This window comes from Streptomyces glaucescens, from assembly GCF_000761215.1.
Taxonomy (GTDB): domain Bacteria; phylum Actinomycetota; class Actinomycetes; order Streptomycetales; family Streptomycetaceae; genus Streptomyces; species Streptomyces glaucescens_B.
Genome location: NZ_CP009438.1, coordinates 1,429,095 through 1,443,988 on the forward strand (window position 1 = coordinate 1,429,095; position 14,894 = coordinate 1,443,988).

A 14,894-nucleotide genomic window follows, 5' to 3' on the forward strand; every position below is an offset into this window, starting at 1 on the left:
GGTACGTCCCCTCAGCCCGCGAACGCGGCCTTGGCCTCGCTGAACAGCGCCTTGGCGGCGTCGGCCGGCTTCGTCTTGCCCTGGGCGACCTCACCGCCGAGCCGCAGGAACGCCGCCTCGACGACGTCGGCGCCGGACGGGTGCGGGGTGATCTTCCCGAGCACGCCGGCCGCGGCGACGTCCTCCTCGTAGGCCTTGACGCCCTGGTTGGTCTCGTCGGCGGGGGCGAACGCCTCGTACTGCTCGGTCGTGGCGAGGATGCCGCGGTCGTAGCCCATGATCCTGCCGACCTCGGGGTCGTGCACCATGAAGTCGATGAACTGGGCGACCTCCTTGGGGTGCTCGGTCCCGGAGAAGGCGCTGAGCATCAGCGAGCCGAGGTACTGGCCGGTGTCCTTCCCGTTCGTCGTGGGGATCGGCGCGAGCCCGTAGTCCGACTCGCCCTCGCCCTCGTAGCGGATGGAGAAGTTGTCCCAGGTGAACTCGGAGGCGGCGAGACCGGCCGAGAGACCGGACTTGGGCGCGACCTGCTCGATCTTCTTCGGGTCGGCGACGAGCCCGGAGCGCACGCGCTTGTAGCCGTCCTCCCACCACTGCGTCAGGTCGTCCTCGGTGAAGCCGAGCTCGGTCTCGGTGAAGAAGGCTTTGCCGTTCTGACGCAGGTACAGGTCGTAGAGGTACATGATGCCGAAGTAGCCGGTGTCGCCGGCGATCCTCAGCTTGTCCTGGATCGTCTGCAGCGCGTCGAAGTACTCGTCCCAGGTCCAGCCGAACTCCGGCTCCACGCCCGCCTTCTCGAACGCCTTGCGGTCGATGACCAGCGCCATGGTGTTGGCGCCGACGGGGATGCCGATCTGCTTGCCGTCGACCTGACCGTTCGCCAGGACGCCGTTGCGGAAGTTCTCCAGGTTCAGATGTCCCGCGTCGGCCTGCGACTTCAGGTCCATGAGGACGCCGCGCCTGTCGTACTTGCGCAGGAAGCCGACCGCATTCTGGAAAACGTCCGGCGGATTTCCACCGGAGGCCTGGGTCTGGAACTTCTCCCAGAAGGCCGCGTAGTCGGTGAATTCCGGCTTGATCTTGATTTTCGGGTACTTCTTCTCGAAGAGCGCGATGGTCTTCCTGATGGCGATCGTGCGCGGCTCGCCGCCCCACCACGCATAACGGAGCGTCACCGTCCCGTCGGCCGACGCCCCTGCGCCGCCACCGCAGCCGGTCGTCGCGGCCAGCCCGAGCGTGGCCGCCGAGGCTCCCGCCGCCTTGAGGATCGTGCGCCTCTCCATACTTTTGCCTGCCACCGTCAGACCCCTCCCCGCGGCGCCCTCGCCGCTCGCATGAATCGTTTCAAGTAAGCGCTTGCTGGCACAAGGTACGGAGGGGTGCGGGGTGCGTCAATGATTCGGACAGGAATATCTCGCCGCCCGGGGCGGCGGTTCGGCGGACCGCGGCGCACCCGGCGGACGACGACCGGAGTGACTTCGCAGGTCGGGACAGCGCGATCGACCCACCGGACGCGATGCGGCCCACCGCGGCGAGCGGTCCTCCGGCCGGACATCGCCGGATGGCCCAGGCAGGGCGCGGGGCGGGAACGGCGGACCGACGGAGACGACGGGTCGCGCGGGAGGCACGCCGGGAGCGGACGGGCGGACGGCGGCGGGGCGCGGGGGCCTGACGGAAGGGCGCGCACACCGGGCGCCGCCACCCCCGGACGGGACGTGCACGCCGGGCGCCACCGCCCCGAACCGGGCGGGAACGACGGCGGCCCGTCTGCGTTGTCGCAGACGGGCCGCCGTGCCGGGTGGGCGATACTGGGTTCGAACCAGTGACCTCTTCGGTGTGAACGAAGCGCTCTCCCACTGAGCTAATCGCCCGGGCGCAGGAAGAACATTACCCCATGTCAGGGGGTCCGCGTGACCACCCTGGGCGGCCCGCCCACGCCCTCGCCGCGGATCACTGATCCTTGATCTTCCACGGCATGACGAGGCCGAACTTCCACAGGTAGATCCCGGCCAGCACTCCCACGATCACCAGACCGAGCACGGTCAGGATGATGTTGCGCCGGCGCACCTTGGGGTCGAGGGCGCGCTGGGCGGCCTCGGTGACCTTGCGCTTGGTCCAGCGCAGCACCAGCTGGGCCCAGACGAACTCGGTCGCCCAGATCGCCATGCCGCCGAAGATCACCACCCAGCCCGGTCCGGGCAGGGGCAGCATGATGATGCCGGCCACGACGACGGCCAGGCCGACGACGAAGACACCGACCTGCCAGCTCACATGGAGCACCCGCCGCGCCTTGATGAACTCCGGCGCCCGGGATCCGAGCCCCGGCTCGCCCTCCTGCTCGCTGTGCACCCCGTTCGCCCTCATGTCGTCGGCAGCCACGGCGACCTCGCCAGGCTCGTCACTCCCCGTATTCATACGGCCAAACCCTACCGGACCGAAAGCGATCACCGGAACGGGCGCACCGGGCGAACACACTCTCGGCCGGAAGAGTTACGTAAACCCACGCAAAACACTCAGAGGGGTTTACAACGGCACCGTAGGTGGCATGTCGATTTCGCCGACGTGCGAATCCCCGAGCGCACACTGAGCGAAAGGCCCTGGCGCTTATGAACACCACGGTCAGCTGCGAGCTGCACCTGCGCCTCGTTGTGTCGAGCGAGTCCTCCCTGCCCGTCCCGGCAGGCCTGCGGTACGACACGGCCGACCCCTACGCCGTGCACGCCACCTTCCACACCGGAGCCGAAGAGACCGTCGAGTGGGTGTTCGCCCGCGACCTCCTCGCCGAGGGTCTTCACCGGCCCACCGGTACCGGCGACGTCCGCGTCTGGCCGTCGCGCAGCCACGGTCAGGGCGTGGTCTGCATCGCCCTGAGCTCTCCCGAGGGAGAGGCACTGCTCGAGGCCCCTGCGCGGGCCCTGGAGTCGTTTCTGAAGCGAACGGACGCCGCCGTGCCCCCGGGCACGGAGCACCGGCACTTCGACCTGGATCAGGAGCTGTCGCACATCCTGGCGGAGAGCTGAACGAATCCCACAAGCAGCCCGGCGCCGTCCACTCGGGGAGACGGCTCGGGCCAGGACAACCGCATACGGCACACCACGGCGCCGTCCCCGCACGCACCCGCGGGGCCGGCGCCCATGCGCGCGCACCGGCAGTCGGGGCAGTCGGCGCCGCGTAACCGCAGCGCTGCTCCGGGTGCCGGCGCCAGGGCTGCCCGGCACCGTCGGCGGTGACGCTGCGTGATGGAGGAGTGCGGCGTCGGGCGGTCCGTGAGGGGGTCCGCACGTGGTGGGCGGACGACGGGCCGGGGCGCGGGCGCCGACGGGGTGGAGTGCGCAGGCAGTGACCCGCCCGCTGGGGTGCGCGGTGGTGCGCGGCTGGGATGCGCAGCAGCGATGCGCTGGGGTCCCCGATGCGACAGGGCTCGGTGGCGGCAGCGATGCGCTGGGTGTGCGTCGACGACGCGGCTCGGTGACGGCAGCGACCCGCCGGGGTCCCCGATGGCGGAAGGGCTCGGGTGCGCAGCAGCGACCCGCCCCCTGGGGTGCGCGGTGGGAAAGGGTGGTGCGCAGCAGCGCCCGCCCGCTGAGCTGCCCGGTGGCGACGCGGCCCGGTGGGCGGCGGCGAGGCGGCGGGGGCGCGACCGAGGGTGGTGAAGCGTTGGGCGACCGGGAGCGTGAACTCCGTGAGCGCGGTCAGGGCCCGCCCGACCGGGTCGGCCCGGGCTTCCGCCCTGGACGGGAAAATCCCTGTCGGTGGCAACACCGCAGGCCGGAGCACCGTCGCGGGGGCCGTCGCGGGCACGCGCGGACCGGTGGCCGCCGGGAGCCACTACCATCGGCCAGCATCGGCGGGCGTCCGCCCGACCCCCCAGGCCAGGGAGCGAAACGTGCTGATCACCCACGACACCCGGTGCGCGCTCGACACGGTGGTCGATCTGGTGAACACCGCACCGGAGGACGACACGTCACCGGACGGGCTGCCGGATGTCGCGGCCCTCGGCGAGTTCGTGCGCACGCACAAGATCAGCGATGTGGGGGTGCTGTCGGAGTTCGATCTCTCCGCGGTGCGCAAGGTGCGCGGCCGATTCGCGGGGATCTTCGCGGCTCCCGACGCCCGCACCGCCGCCGGCATGATCAACGAGCTGGTGGCCGCCGCGGGCACCACCCCCCGCCTCACCGACCACGACGGCTACGACTGGCACGTCCACTACTTCGCGCCCGGTGCCTCGGTCGCCGACCACCTGGCGGCCGACTGCGGCATGGCGCTGGCGTTCTTCGTGGTGGCCGGTGAGCAGGAGCGGCTGCGGCGCTGTGAGGCTCCCGACTGCCGGCGCGCCTTCGTCGACCTGTCCCGGAACCGGTCCCGGCGCTACTGCGACAGCCGCACCTGCGGCAACCGCCTGCACGTGGCCGCCTACCGCGCCCGGCGCAAGGAGGCGGCGGGCTGACGGCCGGGCCGGACGGCGATGCCGTCGCGGGCCCCGGCGGGTGACGCCGGGGACCACGGGTACGGCTCACAGCAACAGCAGATCGTGCAGCGCAGCCATGAGCAGCAGACACCCGATCACCGCAAGGAAGATCATCAGCGGTGGCTGGGAAAGGGCGAAGAGACACCCGCGCGGCTCGTCCTGACGCGGCGCGGAATCGCTCTGTGTCGTATCCAGCATCTCGCGGTGATGATGGCGCAATCCGCACCCTTGACGCGCCCGGGCCGCCCGCCGAACGAGGGACGTCGTTCCGAACAGGTGGTCTCGCGGGGCGGCACTCACTACGCTTCGCGCGCACCGCCGGCGACGAGGACCCCTGGGACGATTCAGAGGCCCGTGCCGTGCCTCATATGCCGTGCTTCTTGAGGATGGCCTCGATGTCGCTGAAGTCGTCCGCGGCGTCGGTCCGGGAGGCCGGGCCCGGCCGGGCCGCCGGGCGCGCGGACTGGCCCAGGGAGGGCGCCGATGCCTGCGGGGCCACCGCGTCGGGCCGCGCGCCCGCCGCCGCGGCCGCCTTGCGGTTCCGCCGGCCGCCGCGCCGGCGCTCCACGGCCCGCGTGCCGACGAACAACAGCCATGCGCCGCCGAGCACGCCGAAGCCCGCCCAGGCGGTGGGGCTGAAGGCAGTGTCGGCCGCCCACTCGACCGCTCCGGTCATCACCAGGCCGATGGGGACGAGGGCGTAGGCGGCGATCCGGGCGGCCATCAGGAAGCGCCTGCGGTACGCCGTGACCGCCGCGATGCCCAGGCCCGCCGCGGAGACGGCGGAGCAGACGGTCTCGGCAATCATCCGGTCCTCCAGCGTGGGCTCGGTCGGTCGGGGCGCTCGGTCCCCTTCCATCCTGCACCGCGCGAGCCCTGCCCGGCCATGCTCCGCCCCGACATCAGGGACATCTCCGGGTCGCCTCCTCCCCAGGGAGCCCACGGACGTCACGACTCGGGATCGGATCAGGGCCGGGCGGGGACGGACCGGGGGCCGGACGGATCCGGGGCCGCGGTCACGGTCGTACGTCAGCCGGGGCGGCTCGCGCCCGACCGCCGGGCCGCCGGGTGGAGCCCGCAGGTGGAGCCGGCGGGCGGAGTGCTGGGCCGGTGTGATGCGCGGCCGGCGGGCTGGGAGACTGAGGGCATGAGCGACACCTCCTCCGCCCGGCCGGCAGCCGTTCTCGACGTCTGGTGCGAGCTGCAGTGCCCCGACTGCCGCACTGCCCTCGACGATCTCCGCGCCCTGCGCGCCCGCTACGGCGACCGGCTGGAGGTGCGGCTGCGGCACTTCCCGCTGGAGAAGCACAAGCACGCCTTCGCCGCCGCCCAGGCCGCCGAGGAGGCACTGGAGCAGGGCAAGGGCTGGGAGTACGTCGAGGCGGTGCTGGGCCGGGTCGAGGAGCTGGAGCGCGGGGGCGAGCCCTTCCTGGTCGGGGTGGCCCGGGAACTCGGCCTGGACGCTGAGGAGTTCGACACCGCGCTGATCGACGGCCGGCACATCCTGGTCGTGGACGCCGACCAGGCCGAGGGCAAGGCGATCGGCGTGACCGGCACCCCGACCTACGTCATCGGCGGCGAGCGGCTCGACGGCGGCAAGAGCCAGGAGGGCCTGCGCGAGCGCGTCGAGGAGATCGCGGACCGGCTGCTGGCCGAGCAGCGGGCCTGACGGCTACAGCAGCGGCTTCTGCAGGGCGTACCGCGTCGTCTCGTAGCCCAGGGACGCGTACAGCCGCTCGGCCGGTGTGTTCCCGGCGAACACGTTCAGGCCGAGGACGCGCCGTCCGGCGGAGATCGTCTGTGTCTCCGCCAAGAGCATGAGGGCCCGGCCGTGGCCCCGGCCGCGGTGGGCCTCGTCCGCCTCCACCTTGAAGACGAACCCCTGGTCGTCGCGCAGCGCGAGCCAGAGGATCCCCACCCGGGTGCCCTCGTGCTCCAGGACGCTGAACCGCATGTCCTCGGTGGCCAGCCCCCGCGGCAGCAGGGTCTCCTGGTCGCGCCGCGCCTTGCCGTACGCCGCGGCCTCGGGCACTCCGCGCTCGATCCAGCTGCGCGCGTACTGCTCCCACTCGTCGGCGTGCCACACCGCGAACTCGGCCTCGGTCATGGCCCGCGCGCGGCTGCCGGCGGGCAGGGCGGGCGGGCTGTCGCCGAGCCGTTTCTCCATGCCGCGGTTGCGGACCGTGTAGCCGAGTGCCTGGACGAGCCGCAGGGCGGGCGCCGCGTCGGCGGGGACGGTCGTCTCGATGCGGGTGCAGCCCCAGCCGCGTGCCACCTCCTCCGCGGCGAGCAGGGCCACCGTGCCGCGGCCCCGTCCGCGGTCGGGCTCCTCGATGCGCAGGTCGCGGACGCACGCCACCGAGTCGCCGAAGGCGGCGGAGGTGCCGAGGTGGAGGGTGCCTACGGGACGGCTGTTCACGCAGACCTGGTAGTGGCGCGAGCGGGTCCCGTCGGCGTGCTGCTGGAGCGGCCCGGACGGCCGTAGGGTCGTGGTCATCACGGGTGTTCTACCCCGGCAGGGGCCCCGGGGCAGCCGAATATCCCGACGGCCCCGGCGACCGCCACCGGCCGTCAGGGGTCGAGGTCGTCCCCGGAGCGCTCCTCGAAGATCCGCATGGCCTTGGCCGTCACCGGGCCCGGCGTGCCGGGCAGTTCGCGGTCGTCGACGCGGTGCACGGCCTGGACGTCACGCAGGGTGGAGGTGAGGAAGACCTCCTCGGCCCGTTCCAGGACGTCCAGCGGGAGGTCGGTCTCCCGGGCGCCGGTCCACTCGATCGTCAGCTCGCGGGTGATGCCCGCGAGGCAGCCGGAGGCCAGCGGCGGGGTGTGGATCTCGCCGTCCAGGACGACGAAGACGTTCGACCCGGTGCCCTCGCAGAGCCGGCCGGTGGTGTTGGCGAACAGCGCCTCCGAGGCGCCCTGTTCGTGGGCGCGGGCGAGGGCGACCACGTTCTCGCCGTACGAGGTGGTCTTCAGGCCGGCGAGCGCGCTGCGCTCGTTGCGGGTCCACGGCACGGTGACCACGGCGGTGGAGTCGGGGCGTCGGGCGGCCGCGCCGAGCGCGACGACCAGCGTGGGGCCGTCCTCGCCGCGGTCGGAGCCGAGCGGGCCGTGGCCGCCGGTGTAGGTGATGCGCAGCCGGCCCAGCGGCATCGGGTTGGCCTCCAGGACGGCGGCGCAGGCGCGGCGGACCTCGTCGAGGTCGGGGTCGGGCAGGCCGAGGCCGCGGGCGGAGCGGCTGAGCCGGTCCAGGTGGCGGGTGAGGGCGAACGGGCGGCCGTCCACCGCCTTCACCGTCTCGAAGACGCCGTCGCCCACGGTGAGCCCGTGGTCGAAGACGGAGACACGGGCCGACTCGGTGTCCTCGAGCCCGCCGTCGAGCCAAACCTTCACTGGTCCCTACCTCGCCTCGTTCTGCCGGGCGACGTGCCGCGCGGCACGTCAGTCCCGCTCCATGGCCTCGTACGTACCCGACGCTACCGCGAGCAGCCGGGACGCCTTCAGCTCGGTCTCCCGCCACTCCCCCTCCGGGTCCGAGCCCCAGGTGATCCCGGCACCGGTGCCGAACCGCAGCAGGGGCCCGTCCCCGCAGGCGCGGTCGATCCAGAAGGTGCGGATGCCGACGGCCAGCTCTCCCACGCCCCGGTCGGCGTCGACCCAGCCGATGCCGCCGCAGTAGGGGCCGCGCGGGGCGGTCTCCAGCGCGTCGATGATCCGCAGGGCGCTCGACTTGGGGGCGCCGGTGACCGAGCCGGGCGGGAAGGCGGCGGCCAGCGTCTCCGGCCAGCCGGCGCCGTCGCGCAGTGTGCCGCGGACGGTGGAGACGAGGTGGACCAGGCCGGGGTGCTTCTCCACGACGCACAGCTCGGGGACGGTGACGCTGCCGGTGGCGCAGACCCGCCCGATGTCGTTGCGGACCAGGTCCACGATCATCACGTTCTCGGCGTAGTCCTTCTCCTGGAGGTCCGCCTCGGTGCGGCCGGTGCCCTTGATCGGCCCGGACTCGACGGTGCGCCCCTCCCGGCGCAGGAACAGCTCCGGGGAGGCGGTGGCTATCTCCACCCCGTGCTCCGGCAGGCGGATTGTTCCTGCATAGGGCGCCGGGTTGCCGCGGGCGAGCAGCGCGGTGAGGGCGTCCACGTCCGCGTCCGGGCCGACCGGCGCGGAGAGGACCCGGCAGAGGTTCGCCTGGTAGACCTCACCGGCCGCGATGTGCTCCCGGATCCGCCGTACGCCCGCCGTGTACGCGGCGCGGTCGAGGGAGGACGTCCAGTCGCCGGCCGCGGGACCCCGCCAGGCCCCCGGCACGGGGGCGGGTACCGGCTGCTCGCGCACGTCCGCGAAGCGGGCGCAGGTCAGCCGGCCCTCGAAGTCCGCGGCGACGGCCCAGAAGCCGGTGGAGTCCAGGGCCGCGGGATCGCCGGTGACGTCCAGGAGACCGGTGGCGACGCGGTCGCCGAAGCGGGCGAGGGGAACGAGGTCGAGCACGGTGTCGAGTCTATGGCGGGTGTCCGGCGGGTGGCCCCGGCGTGACCTGCGGGCGGGCGTCCCCGGCGTGACCTGGGCGGGCGTCCCCGGCGTGACCTGGGCGGGCGCCCCGGGCGTGACCTGGGCGGGCGCCCCGGGCGTGACCTGGGGGCGGCCGGACGGGTCCTTCGGCCGGCGCACCGCAGCACGCTGCGCAAACGCGTTTTTGTACTGGCCGGGGAATCCGCTAGAGTTCAACACGTCGCCGGGACGCGCAAGCGGACCGAAACGACAGGCGGACGTAGCTCAGTTGGTAGAGCGCAACCTTGCCAAGGTTGAGGTCGCGAGTTCGAACCTCGTCGTCCGCTCGCAGGAACAGGGGGTCTTCCCGGCCCCGTGCACTCCTGGTGGAGTGGCCGAGAGGCGAGGCAACGGCCTGCAAAGCCGTCTACACGGGTTCAAATCCCGTCTCCACCTCCAAGGACGATTAGCTCAGCGGGAGAGCGCTTCCCTGACACGGAAGAGGTCACTGGTTCAATCCCAGTATCGTCCACTGGATCTCCGGATCCCGGATCTTCTCGAAGGTCCCACCCGCGCGATTAGCTCAGCGGGAGAGCGCTTCCCTGACACGGAAGAGGTCACTGGTTCAATCCCAGTATCGCGCACGCAGTGCCCATGATCCGCTTCATGAGCGGTCGTGGTCCCGAGGACGATTAGCTCAGCGGGAGAGCGCTTCCCTGACACGGAAGAGGTCACTGGTTCAATCCCAGTATCGTCCACCGCCGAAAGCCCCCGGTCGTCTCGAACGACCGGGGGCTTCGCCGTGCTCGGGTCTCAGCTGGAGAAGAGCATGTGGCCGAAGCTCTTGTGACGCTTGTGGCCGTAGTGGCCGTGGCCGCCCTGCGGGGCACCCCAGGCGGGGGCGGGCGGGGCCGGGTAGGCCTGCGGGGCGGGCGGCGCCGGCGGCGCCTGCGGGGCGGGCTGCGCCCACTGGGACTCCAGCCGGGTCAGTGCCTCCAGCTCGCCGTAGTCGAGGAAGATCCCGCGGCAGTTGCTGCACTGCTCGATCTGGACTCCGTTGCGGTTGTAGGTGTGCATTGCGGCACGGCACTTGGGGCACTGCACGGTCGGCTCAACTCCTCGCCGGTAATCCTGCTTCATGTGTCGCCAGCACAGACTCTGTCCGGCTGCTGTCGGTTGCACCCTACTTCGCGAAGTTCTCCGCCAAGTCCGTGGGCAGGGCCGGCATTCGCTCACAGGCGTCCACGAGGCACTGCTCGACCTCGTCCAGCGGCCGGGCAGCGGACAGGGCCCTGGTGACGGCCTGGGCCGCGGCCTGCACGGTGAGCGCGCGGGCCGGGACGTCAAGGGCGGGCCAGGGGTCGCCGTCGGCCGGGACGGCCGGGCCCCCGGCGGCGCGGTAGGCGTCCAGGAAGCGGGTCCACTCGCCGGGCGGGAGCAGACCGCAGGCGTACCAGGCCGCCGGGCGCGCCAGGTCCCAGGCGGCCACCCCCACCCCGAGGTCGTCGACGTCGATGAGCCGCCACGGGCCGTCCGGGGCCGGGTGCCGGACGAGCTGTCCGAGGTGCAGGTCGCCGTGACACAGGGTCGCCGTGTCCGGCATGGGCGCCTCCCCGCGGGCCCAGGCGGGCAGGGCGGACCATGCCTTCAGGACGGTGGGCGTGGCGGTGTGCGGGGCGGCGGCCGTCAGGCGGGCGACGGCGCGGGCGGCCTTCTCGGGGCCGCGCATCGGGGGCAGCGGGGTCGGCGCGGGGGCGCGGTGCAGGCGGGCGAGGAGCGTGGCGGCGGCCTCCCAGGGGGCGGCGTCGGGGTCGTCGGGGTCCACGGGGGCGCCGTAGGGCCAGAAGGTGACCAGGCGGCCGTGGAGGGTGACCGGGGCCGGGTCGGCCGGGGGCAGGAGGACCTCGGGGAGCCGGGAGGCCGTGGTGAGCCGCGCGGCGAGCAGGCCGGGGTCCGTACCGGGGGCGTGCGCCTTGGCGACCGTGGCCGCGTGGCGGACCACGGTCGCGTCCGCGCGGTCGGCGAGGGTCGTGACGGTGGCTGCGCCGCAGAGGCAGGCGTCGGGTGCCGGGTGGGCGACGGCGCCTGCCTCGGCCGTGAGTGCGGTGAGGAGCGGGGGTGTCGTCGTCATGCGGGTTCCCGGGGAGTGAGGGCGGTGACGGTGAGGGTACGCCGGGGTGACGGCGGCCGTGACGGTACGCCCGGGCGGCGAGGGCCGTGGCCCTTGGCCGGTGCCCAGGGAGGGAGACCTGGCGCGGGCTCCTGGGCGGTGCCCGTGGCAGGAGTGCGCAGGTCAGCCGGTGGCGGTCCCCTGGGCGGTGAGTCAGGACCGGTCGCCCGGGAGGTCAGCCGGGGCTGTGATCGCGGCGGGGGTTCGCCCGAGGGGTGCGTCCCGGACCGTCTGCGTCGTTTCGCGGCCGTGGTGGCCGCAGCCGGGCGAGCCGGGAAAGGCAATGCCGGCGCAGCTCCCCAGCTGCGCCGGCATCTGTGCCGTCCGCCGCACCCCCGTCCCCACGGGGTTATGGGTGGATGTCCCCGCCCGGACCGCTCTTCCGGGCCTGGGGTCGCCGCTCAGCGCCCCAGCATCACGCCCACGGACGACGCCTGTGTGGCCACTGTCTCCCAGCCGTCGAAGACGACGAGGAGCAGGACCGCCAGGGGAAGGGCCATCAGCGTCGCCACCAGGGGGTGGCGGCGGCCCTGACGGCGCGGACGGAGCGCGGCGTACGCCCTGCGCCCCTCCTCGCGGACCAGCGTCCGCGGTGCCGTGTGGGCCATGGTCCCTCTCCTGAACCTGCTTGGTTGTGGTTGGCAGCGGCGGGTGTCTGACCTCGGGGGACGAGTGCTGCACCCGCCGCTTGACCTCAAATCTAGGTTCGCGGCGGGCACCCCACGTCATGCCCTCGTACCGATCTGCGGGCCTCCCGGAGGATGAGCCGTGGGCGGGGGCCTACTCCCCTGGGTGGAGACGGGCTCCTACGTCTCGGGGTCTTCCCGGAGGGGACGTCCGGTCTGCCCCTGCTTTTCCGAGCCGTCCTCCCGGGGCACCGGCTGCTCGACGAGGGCGAGGACCCGGTTCGCCATGAAGCGTGCCGTGCGGACCACGGCACCGGTACGGGTGACTTCGCTCACTTCCACCACCCCTCGTCGCACCGCCGTCTCCACGCGGCGGCCCGCCCTGCTCGCCACCACCTCGTAGGTCCGTGTCGTGTCGCCGGCGTCGACGACTATTTCCACGCGGTCACCCTTCACGGGTCCAATCCCCCTTCTGCGACGGACGGTTGACAGCCCGGACGGGACGAAGTCGTCCTGCTCGGGGGCTCTCTGACCACTCTTCAAGTGTCCCACCCGGCACTGACAATCGATCGGGGCGAGAGGGCGCGGCCTCTGCGCGCGGGCGGCCGGGGAAACGTAAGCTGTGGCACGTCACACGGACCGGGCAGCGGGGATGAACATGGCGATGATGCGCCTGAGGCGCGAGGACCCGCGCGTCGTCGGCTCGTTCAAGCTTCACCGACGGCTCGGCGCGGGCGGCATGGGTGTGGTCTACCTGGGCTCCGACAAGAAGGGGCAGCGGGTCGCCCTGAAGGTGATCCGGCCCGACCTGGCGGAGGATCAGGAGTTCCGGTCGCGGTTCGCCCGTGAGGTGTCGGCCGCCCGGCGGATCCGGGGCGGGTGCACGGCCCGGCTGGTGGCGGCGGACCTCGACGCGGAGCGGCCGTGGTTCGCCACGCAGTACGTGCCCGGCCCGTCCCTGCACGACAAGGTGGCCGACGAGGGCCCGCTGGCCGCCGCCGAGGTGGCTGCCATCGGGGCGGCCCTGTCGGAGGGCCTGGTGGCCGTGCACGAGGCGGGGGTCGTCCACCGGGACCTCAAGCCGTCCAACATCCTGCTGTCCCCCAAGGGGCCGCGGATCATCGACTTCGGCATCGCCTGGGCGACCGGGGCCTCCACGCTCACCCATGTCGGCACGGCGGTCGGCTCGCCGGGTTTCCTCGCCCCCGAGCAGGTGCGGGGCGCCGCGGTCACCCCGGCCACGGACGTGTTCTCGCTGGGCGCCACGCTCGCCTACGCCTGCACCGGTGACTCGCCCTTCGGGCACGGCAGTTCCGAGGTGATGCTCTACCGCGTGGTCCATGAGGAGCCGCAGCTGCACGGTGTCCCGGACGCGCTGGCCCCGCTGGTCCGGGCGTGCCTGGCCAAGGACCCCGAGGAGCGGCCCAGCACGCTGGACCTGTCGCTGCGGCTGAAGGAGATCGCGGCCCGCGAGGCCCAGGGCCTGATCGACGGGCGTCCGCCCGCGCCGCGCGGTGGCGAGGCGGACCGGCTCACCGGACGGCTCGCCGACACCTATCCGGAGCAGCAGCGCGGCGGCCCGGTGTCCCGGCGCCCGCAGGGGCCGCCGGGCGCGCCCGGCCCCCGGACCGGCGGGCGCGGGCCGGCGCCGGTGCGGGGCGGGGCGCCGTCCCGGGGCGGTCCGGTGCCCTCGCGCGGCGGCGGGGCGCCGCGGAGCACGGGGTCGTCGTCGCGGTCGGGGGCGCGGCCCACGCCGGTCTCCCGGAACACGCCGGTGCCCAGGGAGACACCGGCGGGCAGGAACACGCCGGTCCCGCGCGACACGCCCGCCTCGCGCGGCGGACGTTCCCGCAACGGGAAGCGTCCCGTGCCGCGCGGCGGCACCGGGCGGCCGGCGCCCCGGAGCACCGGGACCGGGCTGCGGCCCGCCAATCCCCGGCTGCTGCGGCAGCGGCTGTTCGTGTTCGTCGTGGTCACCTTGCTGGTGGCCCTGGGCATCGCCGTGGTGCAGGGCTGCCAGGGACCGGCCCGGGGGCTCGGCGACGAGCCGGGCGGGGGCCGCGAGCGGCAGGAGCGGGTGCGGACCGTGCGGACCGACTACCGCCCGCTGGACCGGGAGCCGTTGATGTCCCAGCGGTACGAGTCCACGTTCGAGCTGCCGGAGTAGCCGTACGGCTCGGCGGCGGGGGTCCGGGCCGTACTCGTCACGGCCGGGGGCGTCCGGGCCGTACTCGTCACGGCCGGGGGCGTCCGGGCCGCGGTCGTCACGGCTCGCGGCGTCCGGGCCGCGGTCGTCACGGCTGGGGGCGGTGCGTCGCGACCGCGTAGAAGGCGACCGCCGCCGCGGCGCCCACGTTGAGCGAGTCCACGCCGTGCGACATCGGGATGCGGACCCGTTCGTCGGCGGCGGCCAGCGCCCGGCGGGTCAGGCCGTCGCCCTCCGCGCCGAGCATCAGGGCGACCCGGTCCATGCGGTGCGGGGCGGCCTCGTCGAGGGTCCGCGCCTCCTCGTCGGGGGTGAGGGCGAGCAGGGTGAAGCCGGCCTCGCGGACCCGCTCCAGGCTCTTGGGCCAGCCGTCGAGACGGGCGTACGGGACGGAGAAGACCGCGCCCATGGAGACCTTCACGCTGCGGCGGTAGAGAGGGTCGGCACAGTCCGGGGACAGCAGCACCGCGTCCATGCCGAGGGCCGCCGCCGAGCGGAAGATGGCGCCGATGTTGGTGTGGTCGTTGACCCCCTCCATGACCACCACGCGGCGGGCGGTGCGGAGCAGGCCGGCCGCCGTGGGCAGCGGCTTGCGCTGCATGGAGGCGAGGGCGCCGCGGTGCACGTGGTAGCCGGTGACGCGTTCGGCGATTTCCGGTTCGACCACGTACACGGGGGCCGGGAGGTCGTCGACGACGTCGCGCATGGCGTCGACCCACCTGGCGGAGAGCAGCATCGACCGCATCTCGTACCCGGCGTCCTTGGCCCGCCGGATGACCTTCTCGCCCTCGGCGACGAACAGGCCCTCGGCGGGTTCGCGTCTGCGGCGCAGCTCGACATCGGTCAGGCCGGTGTAGTCGTGCAGGCGCGGATCGTCGGGGTCCTCGACGGTGATGAGATCGGCCACGGGGTGGTACCGCCTTGCTGTGGATGGGC

16 protein-coding genes and 6 tRNA genes are annotated in these 14,894 nt (G+C 73.4%); 9 read left to right on the plus strand and 13 right to left on the minus strand.

Translation table 11 applies throughout. The features are described from left to right. Nucleotides 1-11: 11 nt before the first annotated feature. The 3 genes from SGLAU_RS06160 to SGLAU_RS06170 all read right to left on the minus strand — a co-directional run bounded on the left by SGLAU_RS06160 (nt 12) and on the right by SGLAU_RS06170 (nt 2,415). Nucleotides 12-1,283, minus strand: a complete 1,272-nt coding sequence (locus SGLAU_RS06160; protein WP_208868976.1) for an ABC transporter substrate-binding protein — start codon at nt 1,281-1,283, stop codon at nt 12-14. 516 nt (nt 1,284-1,799) lie between these two features. Next, nucleotides 1,800-1,871: transfer RNA gene (locus tag SGLAU_RS06165), tRNA-Val, on the minus strand. Between the two features lie 79 nt (nt 1,872-1,950). Next, the gene (locus SGLAU_RS06170) at nt 1,951-2,415 is read right to left on the minus strand and encodes a TIGR02611 family protein (RefSeq protein ID WP_043499061.1); all 465 of its coding nucleotides are present in this window, start codon (nt 2,413-2,415) and stop codon (nt 1,951-1,953) included. A 191-nt stretch (nt 2,416-2,606) separates the two neighbouring features. Here SGLAU_RS06170 and SGLAU_RS06175 point away from each other — a divergent pair, with 191 nt between their 5' ends. Both SGLAU_RS06175 and SGLAU_RS06180 read left to right on the plus strand, forming a co-directional pair. After that, entirely contained in the window at nt 2,607-3,020 is a 414-nt protein-coding gene (locus SGLAU_RS06175; RefSeq protein WP_004002642.1) for an SsgA family sporulation/cell division regulator, read from the plus strand. Between the two features lie 866 nt (nt 3,021-3,886). After that, nucleotides 3,887-4,447 carry a CGNR zinc finger domain-containing protein gene (locus tag SGLAU_RS06180; protein ID WP_043499063.1) on the plus strand — a complete coding sequence of 187 codons (561 nt, stop codon included), beginning with the start codon at nt 3,887-3,889 and terminating at the stop codon, nt 4,445-4,447. Between the two features lie 66 nt (nt 4,448-4,513). On the opposite strand, the gene SGLAU_RS35600 is transcribed toward SGLAU_RS06180, so the two are convergent. Then, nucleotides 4,514-4,666, minus strand: a complete 153-nt coding sequence (locus SGLAU_RS35600; protein ID WP_167551849.1) for a hypothetical protein — start codon at nt 4,664-4,666, stop codon at nt 4,514-4,516. Nucleotides 4,667-4,832: 166 nt separating this feature from the next. Beyond that, nucleotides 4,833-5,276: a hypothetical protein gene (locus tag SGLAU_RS06185; RefSeq protein ID WP_043499065.1), complete on the minus strand. Its 444-nt coding sequence runs from the start codon at nt 5,274-5,276 to the stop codon at nt 4,833-4,835. Nucleotides 5,277-5,615: 339 nt separating this feature from the next. Here SGLAU_RS06185 and SGLAU_RS06190 point away from each other — a divergent pair, with 339 nt between their 5' ends. Beyond that, nucleotides 5,616-6,137 (plus strand): DsbA family protein, encoded by a 522-nt coding sequence (locus SGLAU_RS06190; RefSeq protein WP_043499067.1) that lies wholly within the window; start codon nt 5,616-5,618, stop codon nt 6,135-6,137. A 3-nt stretch (nt 6,138-6,140) separates the two neighbouring features. On the opposite strand, the gene SGLAU_RS06195 is transcribed toward SGLAU_RS06190, so the two are convergent. From SGLAU_RS06195 to SGLAU_RS06205, 3 genes are all read right to left on the minus strand, one after another. Beyond that, on the minus strand, nt 6,141-6,965 hold the full coding sequence (locus SGLAU_RS06195; protein WP_043499069.1) for a GNAT family N-acetyltransferase: 825 nt from the start codon (nt 6,963-6,965) through the stop codon (nt 6,141-6,143). Between the two features lie 74 nt (nt 6,966-7,039). Next, on the minus strand, nt 7,040-7,861 hold the full coding sequence (locus SGLAU_RS06200; RefSeq protein WP_043499071.1) for an aminotransferase class IV: 822 nt from the start codon (nt 7,859-7,861) through the stop codon (nt 7,040-7,042). A gap of 48 nt (nt 7,862-7,909) precedes the next feature. After that, on the minus strand, nt 7,910-8,956 hold the full coding sequence (locus SGLAU_RS06205; RefSeq protein WP_043499073.1) for a chorismate-binding protein: 1,047 nt from the start codon (nt 8,954-8,956) through the stop codon (nt 7,910-7,912). A gap of 274 nt (nt 8,957-9,230) precedes the next feature. Here SGLAU_RS06205 and SGLAU_RS06210 point away from each other — a divergent pair. The 5 genes from SGLAU_RS06210 (at nt 9,231) to SGLAU_RS06230 (ending at nt 9,714) form a co-directional block, all read left to right on the plus strand. Then, nucleotides 9,231-9,303 (plus strand) — tRNA-Gly (locus SGLAU_RS06210). Nucleotides 9,304-9,341: 38 nt separating this feature from the next. Then, a tRNA-Cys gene (locus SGLAU_RS06215) sits at nt 9,342-9,415 on the plus strand. Between the two features lies 1 nt (nt 9,416). Then, nucleotides 9,417-9,488, plus strand: a tRNA-Val gene (locus SGLAU_RS06220). A gap of 40 nt (nt 9,489-9,528) precedes the next feature. Beyond that, nucleotides 9,529-9,600: transfer RNA gene (locus SGLAU_RS06225), tRNA-Val, on the plus strand. Between the two features lie 42 nt (nt 9,601-9,642). Beyond that, nucleotides 9,643-9,714: transfer RNA gene (locus SGLAU_RS06230), tRNA-Val, on the plus strand. A 55-nt stretch (nt 9,715-9,769) separates the two neighbouring features. Here the strand turns inward: SGLAU_RS06230 and SGLAU_RS06235 are convergent. The 4 genes from SGLAU_RS06235 to SGLAU_RS06250 form a co-directional block, all read right to left on the minus strand. Further along, the gene (locus SGLAU_RS06235) at nt 9,770-10,060 is read right to left on the minus strand and encodes a zf-TFIIB domain-containing protein (protein ID WP_078957616.1); all 291 of its coding nucleotides are present in this window, start codon (nt 10,058-10,060) and stop codon (nt 9,770-9,772) included. Nucleotides 10,061-10,139: 79 nt separating this feature from the next. Continuing rightward, entirely contained in the window at nt 10,140-11,087 is a 948-nt protein-coding gene (locus SGLAU_RS06240) for a phosphotransferase family protein (RefSeq protein WP_043499076.1), read from the minus strand. 440 nt (nt 11,088-11,527) lie between these two features. Further along, nucleotides 11,528-11,734 (minus strand): hypothetical protein, encoded by a 207-nt coding sequence (locus tag SGLAU_RS06245; protein ID WP_043499079.1) that lies wholly within the window; start codon nt 11,732-11,734, stop codon nt 11,528-11,530. A 198-nt stretch (nt 11,735-11,932) separates the two neighbouring features. Then, nucleotides 11,933-12,208: a hypothetical protein gene (locus SGLAU_RS06250; RefSeq protein ID WP_043499081.1), complete on the minus strand. Its 276-nt coding sequence runs from the start codon at nt 12,206-12,208 to the stop codon at nt 11,933-11,935. A gap of 196 nt (nt 12,209-12,404) precedes the next feature. On the opposite strand from SGLAU_RS06250, the gene SGLAU_RS06255 reads away from it, so the two are divergent. Further along, nucleotides 12,405-13,919, plus strand: coding sequence for a serine/threonine-protein kinase (locus tag SGLAU_RS06255; RefSeq protein WP_052413640.1), 1,515 nt, complete (start codon nt 12,405-12,407; stop codon nt 13,917-13,919). A 127-nt stretch (nt 13,920-14,046) separates the two neighbouring features. On the opposite strand, the gene SGLAU_RS06260 is transcribed toward SGLAU_RS06255, so the two are convergent. Beyond that, nucleotides 14,047-14,865 carry a TrmH family RNA methyltransferase gene (locus SGLAU_RS06260; RefSeq protein ID WP_043499082.1) on the minus strand — a complete coding sequence of 273 codons (819 nt, stop codon included), beginning with the start codon at nt 14,863-14,865 and terminating at the stop codon, nt 14,047-14,049. Nucleotides 14,866-14,894 lie beyond the last annotated feature (29 nt).